Raw genomic sequence first — 14,948 nt, 5'->3', positions numbered from 1 at the left:
GTTTAGCTCCGTACCGTGGCGAGTTTGCGACGCGGCTTCGAACGCTTGGTTCCCGAAGCCTCGGCGAGTAGTTTGCGAACCGAACGAATCAGGTTCTCGCGGTGCATCTTCACTTGATAGTCGTTAAAGCCCACTTCCTTGCCGTGCGCCACATCGGCGTCGCTTGACAAAGATGTCAGCGCGATGCAAGGGAGGCTTTCGAGGGCTGGGTTGCTGCGAATCTGCTGGCACAGCTGGAAGCCATTCATGTTCGGCATTTCGATGTCGGACACGACGATGTCGACTTCAACGCCTTCGACGGACAGTGCGTTCCAAGCCTCGGCCCCATCTTCGTATTCGTAAACTTCGAACCCTTCGTTATGGAAGAAGCCCGCGACCTGTCGGCGGAAGAACGACGAGTCTTCAGCGAGCAGGATCCGCTTGGCGGGCTCGTTTTCGTCAAGGGTATGCTCGTCTCGTGACTCGGCGAACCACTGCGGGTGCGTGATTTCGGCGAGCTCGAACACATCGAGCAAGCGAGTGGTCTTTTCGTTGATCACCAGGCTTCCTGCCACGCCCGGCTCGCGGAACGTCTCGGAGTCGATAATGCACGGTACTTCGCGAATGTCGTCGAGATGCGGAGCGATCAATCCAACTTCACGGTCGCCAATGGTGAACACGATGACAAACGCACGATCGACTGGTGGACGCGGCTTGACCTTCAGTTGATCCTCGACCGCAATCAGCGGCAGCGAGACATCGCGGTACTGGAGCAGTTGCTGGCCACCCACGGTGTCGATCTGGTCGATGCGTACCCGCTCGATGCGAGCCACGACACCCATCGGCACCGCAAACAGGTCGGTGGGGTCGGACGAGAACAGCAGCAGCGACTGTGTGCTGGAATTGTCGTGTGCTCCGCGTTCGCGTTGCTCCTGTTCATTGGCTTCGTGCATCAGCTGCACGCCGGCCTTCGCGGCTATGCCCGCGGCGTCGAGAATCAGCGCGACGCGTCCGTTGCCAAGAATCGTGGCACCAGCCAGGCAGTTGGCACTCTTCAGGTGCATGCCCAACGGCTTGACGACGATTTCTTCGGAGTCGTGAATGCCGTCGACGATCAGGCCATATCGGACCTGTCCAGTCTCGACAACGATGATATTCATCGGGGCGTTGGCGTGCTCGGCCTTGCTCGAAGGCATACCGAGCGACAGGTCGAGGCGAATCAGCGGGAGCAAGGCCCCACGCAGGCGAAGTACCTCGGCGGTCTTCACTCGGTCGATCCGCGATCCGACTTCACCAGGACGGAGCCGAACGAGTTCGGCGATGTTGGCCTGCGGCAGCGCAAAGCGATCGTCGCCACATTGAACAATCATCGAAGGGATGATCGCCAGCGTCAGCGGCAGCGTAATGCGAATGTTGGAGCCGACACCGACTTCGGAGTCGACATCCACCGTGCCGCCCAGCTTTTCAATATTGGTGCGAACCACGTCCATGCCGACGCCACGGCCGCTCACGTCCGACACCTTCTCGGCAGTCGAGAAGCCCGGGTGGAAGATCAGCCGCACCGCTTCGCGGTCGCTCATCTGCTCGGCACGCTCGGCGGTGAGGAGGCCCTTCTCAATCGCCTTGGCACGTAGCTTGACGGGATTGATACCGGCACCGTCGTCTTGGATCTCGATGCAGACCTTGCCCGCTTTGTGGAACGCCCGCAGCCACACGGTGCCTTCGGGGTTCTTCTTGTTAGCCGTGCGGACCGAGGGGGACTCGACGCCATGGTCCACCGAGTTGCGAATCAAGTGCGTCAGCGGGTCGCCGATGGCTTCGACAATCGTCTTGTCGACTTCGACTTCTTTGCCTTCGATCTCGATTTTGCACTGCTTGCCGAGCTGCGAGCTCAGGTCGCGGACAATGCGGGGGAACTTGCCGAACACGCTGCCAATGGGCTGCATGCGGGTTTGCATGATGGCTTCTTGCAGGGCGCTGGTGACCTGGTCGAGGTCGCTGGCGGCCGTCTCGAGCCCGGTGCGTTCCTGCGAGGTGACCGCCTGCATCAGTTGGTTGCGGCTTAGCACCAACTCGCCGGCCAGGTTCATCAGTTGGTCGAGCACGCTGACCGCCACGCGAATGCTCGTTTCGACGGGGGCGGTGGTCTTGTTGGTATTGCCTTCTGTCGGTCCCTGCGTGGCGACAATCGGAGCGAGGGTCGGCTCGATCACGACTCGCGGCTCGCTCGAGCCATTCATTTCGTGCACCGTAGTGATCGTCTCGACCACGGTGATTTCTTCGGTGACGCTGATGGTTTCAGTGACCGTCTCGACAGCGAGCTCACCCTCGTCCGCGATTCGGTTGAGGTCGGCGATCTGGTCGGCGACGTCAACGCCGTTGGAGTTCGTTGAGTCGTTGATCAGCACACGCAGCGTGTCGGCCGCGCGGAGCATGACGTTCATGTTGTGGGCGTTGGGTACCAGCTCGGCGCTACGCACCTTGTTGAGCAGGTTTTCGAGGCTGTGGGCCAGTTCTTTGATGGTCGTCAGGCCCAAGAAGCCCGCGGCTCCTTTGATCGAGTGAACGCCGCGGAAGACTTTGTTCACCAGATCGACATCGATATTCGCGCCGCCCTCTTCGATGGCGAGCAGTTCGTTCTCGATGTCGGCGAGATGCTCGTTCGACTCGACAATGAACTCACCCAGCAGTTCTTCGTCTTCAATGGCCATACGTTTGCCTGGGATAGGAGAGCCGTCACACCGTGGTGTGGACGCTGTGTTTTGTAGAGCTGTCTAGCCGCCTGCCTCGGAGACACAACACCTCAGATCGTGGATGTGCAAACATAGACCGTTTTTTAAGATGCAAATTCCGTTGGCGGAAAATTTTCCGTAAAGGCAAACCCTAAGCCGGCACAATCCCTCCGTGCGAACGATTTGTAACATCCAGCTACGGGCCGGCATTTTTTCTAAAGTCGTGTGTTTGCTTGCGTCGCCTCGGTTTGCAACCTATTTGATTAGCAAGGAACCACGGGGTGGACCGCCAGGAAGGCACGTTCTAGGGTCTGGTTTAACAAAGGTGATCTCGATGGGCATCAAGGCCTTAATTGCGGACGACTCGGGTGTCATGCGGAAGATTATTGTGCGCGCTGCAAACGCCGCGGGCATTCAGGAGATCACAGAAGCGGTGGATGGTGCCGACGCCATCAAAAAGTTCGGTGCCGAGCACTTCGATTTGGTGCTGACCGACTGGAACATGCCAAACAAGACTGGTCTCGAGGTCATTCAAGAGATTCGCGCTACGGGAAGCACCGTACCGATCATCATGGTGACGACCGAAGGCGAGAAGGCGAGCGTGCTGCAAGCCATTCAAGCCGGCGTGTCCGATTACCTCACTAAACCGTTCGAAGCCGACGCGCTGCTCGCAAAAATCGAGAAGCTGGCGATTGCCTAAGCACCCATAACCGGCATCCAATTCTGGAGCACAGCGATGCGCGCGGAGTACATCAATCCCTTTATCGAATCGACCGTCGACGTCTTTCGCACCATGCTGGGTTGCGACGTCGAGCGGACCGGTCTGTCGGTGCACGACAAGTTCTGCCCCGAGTACGATATCACCGGCATCATCGGCTTGTCCGGCAAAGCCCACGGCGACGTCGTGATCAGCTTTGAAGAGAAAGTCGCTTTGTCGGCTACGCATGCCTTGATTGGCATGAAGTACAACGAGATTAACGACGACGTGATCGACACCGTCGGCGAGCTCACCAACATGATCGCCGGCAACGCCAAGACCCAGCTCGAGAGCCTGGCAATGAGCCTCGCCCTACCGACCGTGATCGTTGGCAAGAACCACTCGATCCGCTTCCCGTCGAAGGTCAAGCCACTTTCGCTTCCCTTCCAGTCGAAGTGGGGCCGGTTCAATATCGAAGTCGGCTTGGTCGAGTCGCCGGAAGGCGCGCACTGCGTCATGGCGTAAGAACTGTAGCCGGACTCGCAAGAGTTCGGGCCGCCTGCGAACGGACTCGGCAATTCCGCAAGACACCGGTTGGCAAACCGGTTAGAATTTCACTAGGGCCCCAGCGGCGCTCGCATTGGCGAGCGATGCCTGGGGCCGCTTGTGTTTTTCTATCCTTAAGCCTTCTACCCGAGGTGTCGAGCATCATGTCGATCCACTCAGGCGTGATTCTGTTTGCGTGTGTCGCCGTCGTCACCTGGTCGAGCTCTTCGCGGGCTATGGCCGGCGAGCCCCTGAAGGTGATGACGTACAACATTCGCTATGACGGTGGTAGCCGGCAGTTGCCCGAGAACGAAAAGCCTTGGTCTGCCGAGTCGGGTCCGAGTCGCCGTGACATGGTGCTATCGGTGATTGATAGCATGAAGCCGGATTTACTTGGTTTGCAAGAAGCGTTGCCCCAACAGGTGGACGACGTGGCCGCAGACCTCGAAGGCTATGAGTCTTACTCGGTTGGTCGCGATGATGGCAAAAGGCGCGGCGAGCACTGCTCCATCTATTACCGGAAGGACCGCTTCGAGCGACTCGGCGAAGGAACTTTCTGGCTCTGCGACACGCCCGACAAACCCGGCAGCAAGCACCCCGACGCCGCGTGCCCGCGGATCGCGTCGTGGATTCTCCTGGCAGACCGTGAGAACGATGGCAAGCAATTGGTGTTCCTCAACATGCACTGGGACCACGTCGGCCGCGAGGCCCGCGAATTCGCTGCCAAGACGGTGATTGACCAGCTCGCAATCATCGAGAGCGCCGACCACGCCATCGTCGTTGGCGACTTGAATTCCAACGAAGGCTCTCAAGAAATCGAGCGACTACTCGGCGACAAGCGAGTCCCGCTGGTCGACGCCTTCCGCCAAGTCCACCCCGACCAGCAAGTCGACGAGCTAACCTTCAACGGCTTTCGCGACCGCTCGCGTGGCAAGCGTATCGACTTCGTGATGACATCTCCCGCCTGGAAACCCATCGGTGCTGAGATCATCCGCACGCAGTTCGATGGCATTCTTCCTTCGGACCACTATCCTGTGGTGGTGGAGTTGGATCTGCAAAAGTAGCGGAATTCGCCACAATTCAGGAGTACTAGGAACAGGAGGAAACGGAGGGCACAGAGAGAGGTGGGGAAGGATTTGAACAGAAGGCAACGAAGAGAACGAAGAGAAAAAGTGACAGACCTTGGACCCAAGTTTTCTCTCTGTTTCCTCCTGTTCAATGATTTTGCCATGCGTCTTCACATTGCCTGAAGCGCACTACCTTCTTAGTTCTCTTCGTTACCTTCTGTTCATCCACTTCTGTACCAGAGCCTTCATCCCATCCAAGTGCAGCCCGAGCTCTTGCGAGCTCGGCTACCGACATCCCTACGCTTCGTAGCGTTGCGCGCCGGCTAGCATCACCGCTGCGAAGTCTTGCTGCACGAACTGGTTCACCCAACTCGATGTTGCCGTGCGGTCGGCGAAGTGGGCGAATAGCGCGCGGAAGAAGCGATCGGGGACGTGCGACCGCCTCTGAAAATCGAGCAGCTCCCGCCTCCACATGCGGTCGTAGCACTTGCGGGCGAATTCCTCATTAAGTGGGAACCATAGCTTTTTGTCCAGCCAAGGCTTGGCAAACCATGCGGCGACACCACTGAGAATCAAAATGATCAGCCCACCAAATCCGAAATAGACGTCCCAGGGTTGGCGGGACTCAATCGCCTCAAGTCCAGCGATGAATAACCACGAGAGCACCACAAAAGTGATGATCGCCGAAAGGCAAATTGTTACGACTCTCCCCGCCAGCGCGGTCGACCACATCACCCCCACCAACGAATTGTTACACTCCTTCTCCATCCGCGCTAGCAGTGCCAGGGCGCGCGTCGCCCAGACGTTCTCGTTGACCTCTTCGTCTTGCTTGAACGCTTGCCGCTCGGCGACGTCGTGGGAGGCCCATGCCCAGATGGGGTAGAACGCGTGGAACACCTCGTTCATGTCGAGAGGGAATTCGTGCATCAGCGTATCGCCCGCGGCGAGCACTTCCATCTGCGCGGCGACCACCGCGCGGTCGCCCAGTTCCTGCGATTCGCTGAAGTACTCCTTCAGGGCGGCGTCGATCTTGGTTCGCAGCGGCGAGCCACTGACGAACTTGTCGCGAATCGCCAGATACTCGCGTGCCAATCCGAGCACTTCGACGTCCCACTCTAACCAGGGTGGGATATTGCTGAAGTTCTCTTCGACGAACCGAAACTGCCGAGCCGACCAGCCGTCGGTCTCGGGGTCGCGCCACATGGCGCTCTTTAGCATATGGATCAGGAATGCCATACGGCCCACGATGTGCGAATCGCGAAGCTCTGCCTCGCAGGCGTCGTACGCCGCGGCGAACTTCCGGAAGTCACACTCCCGTAGCACGACGCGCCACGCCGGCTCGGTCAGCGGGTAGAACTCGTCGGTTCGCACCGCCTTGGCGACGGCGGGAAGCAGCTTCACCAGCAGTTCGCCCGTCTGCGGACCCCGGAAATAATCGTGCAGCAACTGTTTGAGCGCCCCATCGCGGCGATGCGCCGCGATGCCCTCGATCAACCACTTCGCAAACCCGGTAGGCGATCTCTCGACAATATCCGACAATAGCGCGAGGGCGTAGTAATCGTACGGCTGCTTGTTTTGACGAGCTTTCAGCTCTTCGAAAATCGCCGCCGGCGACTCGGTTTTCAGTCGTTCGACGAGCGTTGGCTCGCTCGGCTTCGGCGCGGCGGTCGTCGGCGTGGCGGGTTGCGGAGCCTCGGCGTCCGTCTGCCAGTCTTCCGGCACAGCGACACGCCGGCTGGTCGCGGAACCATGATAGCGAAGCTGCTCGTCGAGCTCTTCGTACGCTTGGCGAATTTGCTGGAACTCTGACGGGTACTTCTCGGGTTTATAGATCCGCAGCAGCCGGTTGTACGCCCGCTTCAGGTCCTTGCGATCGAACCCCTCGGAGAGTTCAAAGAAGCCCACCGGGTCGCGCGGCAACAGCTCCCAACGTGGTGTATCCGCCGATTCGGCCATAGCGAGTCTGCAGCGGAAGTGGTTAGGGCCGAGGGGCCGATGGCATGGTGGGCATAGGCACCACACGCGGAGTGGCGAACGGTGCTCCCCGGAAATCGGGTGTTGGAGTTTGTGCACCGTGGCGCTCGAGCGGATCTGGCCGATCATTGATGGACGGCGTTTCCATATTCCGTCGATTTCGCTCGATCGCCTCCTTTGCTTCACGGCGAGATCTCTCGATCTCGCGTTTGGTCTCCTCAAAGAAGTTCTGCACCCTCTGGTTCCGAGCGTCAGGCCGTTGCTCCACGTCCTGGCGACGCTGCTCCCGCTCTATCGTAGGGCGTCTACTGCGATCCTGAGCCGACTCGTTGGGCAGTGACTCGGACTCCTGCAATTCCCTAGAAAGGTTGGGGAGGCCTTTTTGTAAGTCGATGGACTGCTGAGTGGTGGGCGGAGTGTAGGGCGTGTACTTGTTCTTCGAGGCGTCGCGACTATCGCTATTCGAAATGCCACGCAGCACACCGAGCACTACCATCGCACCAAGCCATAGCCACCAGCCGTAGTGCGTGCCTCCCGACGACTTTGCTACGTAGGTGTCGGCGGGGTGTTCTGCCGTACCAAAGAGTGCGTTACCCCCACGATATCGTGCGAGCGAATCGAGCCAGTCCGCTTCTAAGGCGTAGAGTTCTGGTGTCTCCGACTTGAGTAGGCGGATCATTCCCTGCCCGCGTTTGCGGTTGCGCTTGTGGCGGAAGCTTGCCAGAACCTGCTCGCGAAGCACCGCCACGTCGCGCGCGGGCGAGACCAGCACTTGCTTCAAGACGCTGAAGAAATCGCCATCGAACTGTGGGTTCTGGGAGAGTGTCGGCAGTTTAATACGACTTCCTAAGATCACTCGCAAGCGTTTAGCGAGGACCGCCAAGTCGGGATAGTCAGCCAGCGGCAAGGCGACTAGCGACTGCAATAACGGTTCGACGGGACCACTGAAGCACTGCTCGCGGATCTTCTCCAATTCGTCGCGAACCTTCTGCCGCTGGCCCGAGGGCGAGGCTGACTTGGCAGGCGTTGCGGTCTTCTGTTCGAGCTTGAACGCCTTGGCCCGCGCACGGACGATCTCGCCACTCTCGTGGATCGGATTACGGCCGAGCTGCCGAGTGAGGTAATCGATCACTTGGGGGGATGCACTACTCAAAGCTTGCCCCTCCCGAAGCTTGGTCGGGATCGATGCCGAGCATCGCCAGAATCTGTTCCAGAGTGCTGCGGGCATTCTCGACGGTCTCGCGATCGCCGGTCCCCATGGCCTGTTCGAACATGTCGATGGCGTCTTCGAACTGCTCGCGCTGATAGGGACTCACTTCGCCCACCATCCGCTCGGCGAATCGCAGGAGCTTTTGATTCGCTTGGTCCTCGCGCGGGTAGTATTTGAGCGTCTGCAAATTGGCCACGGCCGCTTCGAGTTCGGCGTCGGTCAGATCAGCAGCGTGCTGCGTCAGCACCGCGCGGAACTTCTTCTCCGACTTGGCTACGTACGCCTCGACCTCGAGAATCCCGTTGAGATCGTAAGTGAAGCGAATGTAGATCTCCTGCCCAGCAGGTCCGGGCGGTACACCGGTCACGCGAAGCTCGCCAATCTTCAGGTTGTTTTCGACCTTGCGATTCTCCCCCTGGTAGACGTCGACCAGCACTTCCTGTTGGTTGGGAACCATGGTGCTGAAAACATGTTCTTTGGAGACGGGAATAGTCGTGTTGCGGTGGATGATGGGGACGAAGTAGCCCGTCTTCACCTGCCCGCCCATCTCTTTCGCCGTGTTGACGCCCAGCGTGAAGGGGCAGACATCGGTCATCACCATGTCGTCCACCGCTCGGTTGTCGGCGATCAGCGCGGCCTGCACCGCCGCGCCCAGACAGACCACTTCGTCCGGGTTGAACGTCGCTTCCGGTTCGCGGCCGAAATAGTCGCGGACGAAATCCACGAGCGGCAACATCCGCGTGGCTCCCCCCACCAAAATGACGTCGTCGACCTCCTGGGCCTCGCTCCGTCCATCGCGTAGCGCCTTGCCAATCGGACCAGCAATGCGGTCGAGCAGCGGTTTTACCGCGGCCGCGAACGTCTCGCGGTTGATCTTCACCGTTCGAGCTTTTTCGGGAAGCGTCCCATCTTTTTCGGGCACTTTGACTTCGACATCGGTTTGCTCGCTCAGCCTGCGCTTCGCGTCTTCGCACTGCTGACGCAGCCGAGCGACGCGCAGGGGCTCCTGCAATTCGGCGAGCTCGAGCTGCATGCCGAGCTGCTTGAGAATCACCGACACCAATCGGTTGGTGAAGTCCTCGCCGCCCAGGAAGCTCTCGCCTGAAGTCGAAACGATCTCGAGCGTTCCCTCGAACACTTCCATCAGCGTCACATCGAACGTCCCGCCACCCAGGTCGACCACGATCAGCTTCTTCTCGGCATTGCGATCGTGGAAGCCATAGGTGAGCGCGGCGGCCGTGGGCTCGTTGATGATCCGGCGGACCTTGAGGCCGGCGAGCTCGCCCGCCACTTTGGTCGCCTTACGCTGGTTGTCGTTGAAATACGCCGGCACCGTGATCACGGCGTCGGTCACTTCTTCGGCCAGGAACTTCTCGGCGTCGGCTTTCAGAGACTTGAGCACCATGCTGGAGAGCTCGGGAGCCGTGAAGGCACGTCCGGCCATCTCGACGCGGGCGTCGCTTCCCATCAGACGTTTGAACGTCGAGGCACAGCGGTCGGGCTGCGTGACGCGAAGCTCGCGCGCCGCCTCGCCCACCAGGATCTGTCCGTCCTCGAGCACCGCCACCACGGATGGCGTCAGCATCTTGCCGAGAGCATTGGGGATGAGCCGCGGTTTGTCGCCGAGAAACACCCCGCACAACGAGTTGGTGGTTCCCAGATCGATGCCGATGATGTGAGACATGACGCGCCCGAATCCTCTTCGCGTTTCCGAAAGCCTGCGTGGCGACTGCCGTGATGCCCCTACTTACTCGCCCGCATTTGCGCGTCGATCCAGGCCTCGAGCTCGGCTAGGTCCACCGGCGGCACGTCGCACAAGTCGGGACGTAGTCGTTCCGCCTTGCGATGGTACACATGGTGGATCTCCGCTTGCGACTTGCTCGTGTTCCAGTGCAGCATCACGCGGATGCACTTTTCCAGTGACCCCGGCACGTGAATCTCGTGGCCACACAGGAGCGGCACGTCGGACCAGCCAAGCTGCCGGGCCGCTAGTGCGGGAAACTCGGCATCCAGGTCGACCGTGGTCGTGAAGATGGCACTCGCCACGTCCAGCTTGTCGATGCCGTTATGACGGACCATCAGGGCAAGCAGTTCGCGCGTCGCCCCGAGAATCTCCTCGCGGTCGTTTAGGTCAACGGTCGTCGCTCCTCGAACACCTCGGCAAAGCATGGGGGGCATTATAGCGGGCTCGCTGGTTCAGGCATATACGCCAGGGTGTGGAACGATCGGGGCTCAAGCAAGCATCCGGGGAAGCGACTCCGAACAGCTTTGGCTAAGCCGATGACGCTAAGTAAGCCCGGCTGCACTCGACTAGCGTGGGTCCAAGCTCGTCGTCGGTTGCGCGGAGAACTCTCCAAGCATCTTGCTTCGCGGCTCTGATACCGGTCAGCCGCGAATGGTCTTTCTTCATGCGGGAAGCCAGCAACTCCAGCAGGCTAATCTTGGCGTACCAGTAACGGAAATGAGCCTGAACCCGCCGGCTGGCTCCGAAGTTCTTTCGTAGGAGGTAGGCCATATCCAGGACAAACGCGTAGCCGAACCGATGGCCCCGCCGCGATAGGCCATCCGCTAGCGGCGCCACCGCATGATGAATCAACGGTTCCTCTACTTCGACCAACTGCCCTCGCCGACGAAGCCTTAAGCACATGTCGCCGTCTTCGTGGACGTTCAAAACGAGGTTCTCATCAAAGCGCAGTTCCTTCGCCAATGTGCGCCGCACGGTAATCGTGGCCCCCAGCATGAAATCGACCTCGCTGGCGGTCACCGGGTCAATCGGCAGCGGGCCGTGCATGAATCCTGGATCGTAGGGCCATCGCCAAAAGGAATTAATGCTATCCATCACCCGTGGAATTGCCTTCCGGCGTTTGATATGGTCGAACCGCGAAGGGGTAAGTGCCGACGTGGTCTCTAAGCTTGGCACATCGGGGGGGAGGCTGGCCAGCTTTGCGTTCACACCCACCACGCGTTGGTCGTGGTCGCGGTCGTAAATGTCCATGATCGATGCCGCCGCCGTCGGATAGAGTAGCGAGTCGTCGTCGATCATAAACAGCACGTCTGCGGTCGAGTGATCGATCGCATGGTTACGCTGCACGGTTTGTTGAGGGCGCGGGGCGTCGAGGTAGACGAAGCGAACGGGCAATCCGCTCCGCTCGATGCTTCGCTGAATGGCGATTTTGGTAGACGCAACCGCGCCCTCATTCGGCGTTGAGTCGCAGATGACCACTTCCGACGGAGGGCGAGTCTGCCCCAGCGCACAATCGACACAACGCACCAGCAAGTCGTGCCGGCGGTAGGTGGCTATGGCCAGCCCCCAGCTTAGCGGCGCATGTTGTAGGCTACCGACGCTCATGGGCCTCGATCGGCTCGCAGTTCGGAACTACTTGTCAGGAGTGATGGTGAGCCTAACGCAGTGGATGATGTCCAGCGGCACGATTCGCGTGGCGTACTGAAGCATCCACATTGGCATCCATTTCAGAAATGGGTAGGTAATCAGCGAGCGGGATACGAGCCTCCAGTGCTTGTCGGTGTAAAACGAGTAGGCGTTCTCGCGGCGCGAGGTGGACCCGGGGACGAGAAAGTACTCGATCATGAATTCGTTGAAGAATCGCACGTGAGTCGGATCGCCGTAAGCACCTTTGGAGCGGAAATAGGGGTAGAGAAGCTCCACCTTTCCCCCCTTGGCCGTGATGCGATGAAGCTCGTTCATCGTTGCCACGGTGTCTGGCAAATGCTCGATCACGTTGTCGAGGATAATTTCGCTCGCCGTGTCCGACTCGATGGGCCAGGGAAACTGCTTCAGGTCGTGGCAGATATCGACGCCGGGCAAATCGACCACGTCCAATCCCACCCAACCTGGGCGCTTGGTCTGCCCGCACCCCACGTCGATCTTCACAAGTTCTTTCGCAGGGGCTGTTTCGGACATCGCGTTTCCTGAGCGGCAAGTGGGTGTTCGGCAACTCGCTGAAGTGCCACTAGTTTAGCCTAATTCGTCCCTCAGGGGAGCGTCGAACGGTGGGGTCCCGGGGTAAGGGCCGGCGGGTTGGGCCGCTTATGCGCGTCGTGACGGTGGCGATAAGTAGGCTTGCGAACGCCCCTCCAAGTTACGAGCATTGCGAGCCGTCTCAGCAGCTACAATTTGGCACCGTAGCGTTGGGCAGAGGACGCCCTTGAGTAGCCGAGGCATGGAACGAGCGACGCTGATTCCGCTTGGGACCGCCTGCCCTTAGATTGAACGCTATCGACTCGAAGATCAAAACCGCGAATACCCTGTTCACGAACAAGATTCGGTTCAACTATGCACAATTGGTGGTTCTGGGGCACTTGGGCCGTAGTGTTGCACTACACCTTGGTGATGATCGCCCTGGTATGCATGCTGCGCGGCCGGCGTAGCCCGGGGGCGACCATCGCCTGGCTCATGTCGTTTTTCATGATTCCGTACTTCGGAGTCATCGCCTACTTCCTGTTTGGGGGCACGAAGCTCCGCCATCACCAAAACTTGCCCAACTCGCTACGTGCACGAGCTAGCCAGCGGACCTCCCCCGCTGCGATCGCCAAGCTGCATCCCGAAGGGGCCTCGCTTCGGTCTCTGGTCGAAAACTACGGCCTGCCCCCCGTGACCGTGGGAAACCGATTGCATCTGTGCCTCGACGGCGCCGAGATGTACGAGCACATGATCGAACTCATCGACTCGGCTGAAGAGTCGTTGTGGGTGCTGACGTTCATTTTTTCGAGCGATCCAGTGGCCACGACCATCCGCGACCACATCGTTCGCCGCGCCGAAGCCGGGGTGAAAGTCCGCGTGTTGATCGATGGCGTTGGCTCGTTCAAGACGTCGAGTAGCTTTTTCGACCCCATCCGCAAGGCGGGTGGCGAGGTTGCTGTGTTCCACCCGCTGTTTGCGCTCCCCTTCGCCCGAGCCCTCAACCTGCGGAACCATCGCAAAATGATCGTTGCCGACGGTCGTCGCGCCTACGCGGGTGGTCTCAACATCAACGCCGAAGGGCTCGGTCCCAAGCTCGTGCCCGGCATGTGGCGGGACCTGGGCGGGGTGGTCGAGGGGCCGATTGTGGCGGAGCTCTCCCGCGTTTTCCTGTCCGATTGGTTCTCGGTCACCGGCCAGCCGCCCGACGCTCCGCCGACGCCGTATCCATGCGCAGAGGGCCCCGGCAAATCGGTCCTCCAGCTCCTGCCGTCGGGCCCCGATGTCAAGGACGAGGTGTTCTACCAGTTCGTCCTCAGTGCCCTCTACATGGCCCAGAATCACATCTGGGTCGCGACGCCCTACTTCGTGCCGAACGAGTCGGTGCAGGAGGCCCTGCTGATCGCTGTACGCCGTGGGGTCGAGGTGAAGCTACTGGTGCCCGAACACTCGAACCATCCTCTGTCCGACGTTGCGGCGGCCGCGTTTCTCCGCGAACTCCATGAGGCTGGCGGGGAGATCCTGGGCTACCCCGACGGGATGATGCACGCCAAGGCTTTCGTGGTCGACGACGTGGTCGGCGCGTTCGGGTCGGCCAACCTCGACATGCGGAGCCTGTTCCTCAACTACGAGCTAATGCTGGTCGCCTATTCGGCCGCCGACATTGCCGACATTGCCTCGTGGTTCGATAATTTGGCCGCCAAGTGCAAGAACACGCTGCCCCCGCATTCGTTCTGGCGAGACGTCGCGGAGGGGACCGTGCGAATGGTCTCGCCGTTGTTCTAAACCCTAGGTTGCGACATTCGGGCGTTTCACCACAGGCGCCAACACGACGAGCGGTGTTTGCGATGCTGATGAAGTTCCTCACCTACAACATCCACAAAGGGATCGGGGGCGTCGATCGTCGCTACCGGCTCGACCGGATCGTCGAGGTGATTCGCCACTACGATCCCGACGTGGCGTTCCTGCAGGAGGTCGACGATGGCGTCCCACGCTCGCGTGGCGACTGCCAGGTGGCCATGCTTGCCGAGGCCCTGGGCTACCACTGGAGTGCGTTCCAGGCCAACGTACGCCTGCGTCACGGCCATTACGGCAACGCCATCCTCAGCCGGTATCCGATGAGCAATGCGTGCGACGTCGAACTCACCGTGCGGCCGAAAAAACGCCGCCAAGCGCTGGTAGGCCACGTCCGCCTCAGCGATGGCCACGCGACGCGCACGGTTGTTGTAGCGAGCCTGCACCTCGGGCTTGCCGATTTCGAGCGTCGCATGCAGCTCCGGCGCCTTCTGAAGCACGACACCCTCGCCTCGCATCATGCCCACACACCCGTCGTCGTTGGCGGCGACTTCAACGACGTCTGGGGGCGGCTTGGCGTGAAGCTCATGCACCCCGGTGGATTTAACTCGGCAACCGGCCACGTCCGGACGTTCCCCGCCCGCCTCCCTTTGCGGGCGCTCGACGCGATCTACTACCGCGGCGATGTCACGCTGCACCGAGCCTTCGCGGGGCATACCGACCTCTGCCGCGTGGCGTCAGACCATCTGCCGCTGGTGGCTCATCTCGAAGTGCAAGTCGGATAGTCTCGGGATTTTACGGGCCGAACATCGAAGTTCGGGTGCTAGCACCACAAAAGTTTGACGCCACACGGTCGCGGCCGGACAATATCCGCTTGGGGTAACTCAGCGCGGAGAACGTGGCGATGCACTGTCCGTTGGAAGTTTTGCGGAGCTTTTTCCTCTCGCTCTTGGCCTGCCTGATCGCAGCGAGTTCGTCGCTGGCAACCACGTGGCAAGTGACGCCCGAGGCCGGTACACCCGCCACAAGC

The 14,948-nt window shown here is 60.2% G+C and carries 13 protein-coding genes (1 of these 13 only partly in view); 6 read left to right on the top strand and 7 right to left on the bottom strand.

The annotated features are described in order from the left end of the window. Positions 1–2: 2 nt before the first annotated feature. On the bottom strand, positions 3–2,690 hold the full coding sequence (locus SH292x_RS15660; protein ID WP_442481946.1) for a hybrid sensor histidine kinase/response regulator: 2,688 nt from the start codon (positions 2,688–2,690) through the stop codon (positions 3–5). Positions 2,691–3,045: 355 nt separating this feature from the next. Here SH292x_RS15660 and SH292x_RS15655 point away from each other — a divergent pair, with 355 nt between their 5' ends. The 3 genes from SH292x_RS15655 (at position 3,046) to SH292x_RS15645 (ending at position 5,018) form a co-directional block, all read left to right on the top strand. Then, positions 3,046–3,411: a response regulator gene (locus tag SH292x_RS15655; RefSeq protein WP_442481945.1), complete on the top strand. Its 366-nt coding sequence runs from the start codon at positions 3,046–3,048 to the stop codon at positions 3,409–3,411. 36 nt (positions 3,412–3,447) lie between these two features. Further along, positions 3,448–3,933 (top strand): chemotaxis protein CheX, encoded by a 486-nt coding sequence (locus SH292x_RS15650; RefSeq protein WP_442481944.1) that lies wholly within the window; start codon positions 3,448–3,450, stop codon positions 3,931–3,933. A gap of 185 nt (positions 3,934–4,118) precedes the next feature. Further along, positions 4,119–5,018, top strand: a complete 900-nt coding sequence (locus SH292x_RS15645; protein ID WP_442481943.1) for an endonuclease/exonuclease/phosphatase family protein — start codon at positions 4,119–4,121, stop codon at positions 5,016–5,018. A 300-nt stretch (positions 5,019–5,318) separates the two neighbouring features. Here SH292x_RS15645 and SH292x_RS15640 read toward each other — a convergent pair whose 3' ends face one another. The 6 genes from SH292x_RS15640 to SH292x_RS15615 all read right to left on the bottom strand — a co-directional run bounded on the left by SH292x_RS15640 (position 5,319) and on the right by SH292x_RS15615 (position 12,127). Beyond that, a complete protein-coding gene (locus SH292x_RS15640; RefSeq protein WP_442481942.1) occupies positions 5,319–6,977 on the bottom strand; it encodes a hypothetical protein in 1,659 nt (552 codons plus the stop codon). A 22-nt stretch (positions 6,978–6,999) separates the two neighbouring features. Further along, on the bottom strand, positions 7,000–8,148 hold the full coding sequence (locus SH292x_RS15635) for a hypothetical protein (protein WP_442481941.1): 1,149 nt from the start codon (positions 8,146–8,148) through the stop codon (positions 7,000–7,002). Further along, the gene (locus tag SH292x_RS15630; protein WP_442481940.1) at positions 8,141–9,889 is read right to left on the bottom strand and encodes an Hsp70 family protein; all 1,749 of its coding nucleotides are present in this window, start codon (positions 9,887–9,889) and stop codon (positions 8,141–8,143) included. Before SH292x_RS15630 ends, SH292x_RS15635 begins: the two co-directional genes overlap by 8 nt. Positions 9,890–9,948: 59 nt before the next feature. Continuing rightward, on the bottom strand, positions 9,949–10,374 hold the full coding sequence (gene aroH / locus SH292x_RS15625) for a chorismate mutase (RefSeq protein WP_442481939.1): 426 nt from the start codon (positions 10,372–10,374) through the stop codon (positions 9,949–9,951). 103 nt (positions 10,375–10,477) lie between these two features. Continuing rightward, positions 10,478–11,554: a glycosyltransferase family 2 protein gene (locus SH292x_RS15620; RefSeq protein WP_442481938.1), complete on the bottom strand. Its 1,077-nt coding sequence runs from the start codon at positions 11,552–11,554 to the stop codon at positions 10,478–10,480. Positions 11,555–11,581: 27 nt separating this feature from the next. Beyond that, on the bottom strand, positions 11,582–12,127 hold the full coding sequence (locus SH292x_RS15615) for a class I SAM-dependent methyltransferase (protein WP_442481937.1): 546 nt from the start codon (positions 12,125–12,127) through the stop codon (positions 11,582–11,584). Between the two features lie 372 nt (positions 12,128–12,499). On the opposite strand from SH292x_RS15615, the gene cls reads away from it, so the two are divergent. The 3 genes from cls to SH292x_RS15600 all read left to right on the top strand — a co-directional run. Further along, positions 12,500–13,909, top strand: coding sequence for a cardiolipin synthase (gene cls / locus SH292x_RS15610; protein WP_442481936.1), 1,410 nt, complete (start codon positions 12,500–12,502; stop codon positions 13,907–13,909). A gap of 62 nt (positions 13,910–13,971) precedes the next feature. Beyond that, a complete protein-coding gene (locus SH292x_RS15605) occupies positions 13,972–14,703 on the top strand; it encodes an endonuclease/exonuclease/phosphatase family protein (protein WP_442481935.1) in 732 nt (243 codons plus the stop codon). A 119-nt stretch (positions 14,704–14,822) separates the two neighbouring features. Further along, positions 14,823–14,948, top strand: the 5' portion of a protein-coding gene (locus tag SH292x_RS15600; protein ID WP_442481934.1) for a right-handed parallel beta-helix repeat-containing protein. 1,524 nt of this gene lie beyond the right edge of the window; the window shows 126 of its 1,650 coding nt (coding positions 1–126); the start codon lies at positions 14,823–14,825; its stop codon lies beyond the right edge, outside the window.

It is taken from the genome of Aeoliella fuhlenseeensis, assembly GCF_052161615.1.
In the GTDB taxonomy this organism is placed as follows: domain Bacteria; phylum Planctomycetota; class Planctomycetia; order Pirellulales; family Lacipirellulaceae; genus Aeoliella.
Note: the sequence above shows the minus strand (reverse complement) of the source record. Positions and strands in the feature narration are given on the sequence as shown.

Excerpts from the sequence above, each read along its gene's own strand:
- SH292x_RS15660 (WP_442481946.1), bottom strand. The coding sequence starts at position 2,690 with ATGGCCATTGAAGACGAAGAACTGCTGGGTGAGTTCATTGTCGAGTCG.
- SH292x_RS15655 (WP_442481945.1), top strand. The coding sequence starts at position 3,046 with ATGGGCATCAAGGCCTTAATTGCGGACGACTCGGGTGTCATGCGGAAG.
- SH292x_RS15650 (WP_442481944.1), top strand. The coding sequence starts at position 3,448 with ATGCGCGCGGAGTACATCAATCCCTTTATCGAATCGACCGTCGACGTC.
- SH292x_RS15645 (WP_442481943.1), top strand. The coding sequence starts at position 4,119 with ATGTCGATCCACTCAGGCGTGATTCTGTTTGCGTGTGTCGCCGTCGTC.
- SH292x_RS15640 (WP_442481942.1), bottom strand. The coding sequence starts at position 6,977 with ATGGCCGAATCGGCGGATACACCACGTTGGGAGCTGTTGCCGCGCGAC.
- SH292x_RS15630 (WP_442481940.1), bottom strand. The coding sequence starts at position 9,889 with ATGTCTCACATCATCGGCATCGATCTGGGAACCACCAACTCGTTGTGC.
- aroH (WP_442481939.1), bottom strand. The coding sequence starts at position 10,374 with ATGCTTTGCCGAGGTGTTCGAGGAGCGACGACCGTTGACCTAAACGAC.
- SH292x_RS15620 (WP_442481938.1), bottom strand. The coding sequence starts at position 11,554 with ATGAGCGTCGGTAGCCTACAACATGCGCCGCTAAGCTGGGGGCTGGCC.
- SH292x_RS15615 (WP_442481937.1), bottom strand. The coding sequence starts at position 12,127 with ATGTCCGAAACAGCCCCTGCGAAAGAACTTGTGAAGATCGACGTGGGG.
- cls (WP_442481936.1), top strand. The coding sequence starts at position 12,500 with ATGCACAATTGGTGGTTCTGGGGCACTTGGGCCGTAGTGTTGCACTAC.
- SH292x_RS15605 (WP_442481935.1), top strand. The coding sequence starts at position 13,972 with ATGCTGATGAAGTTCCTCACCTACAACATCCACAAAGGGATCGGGGGC.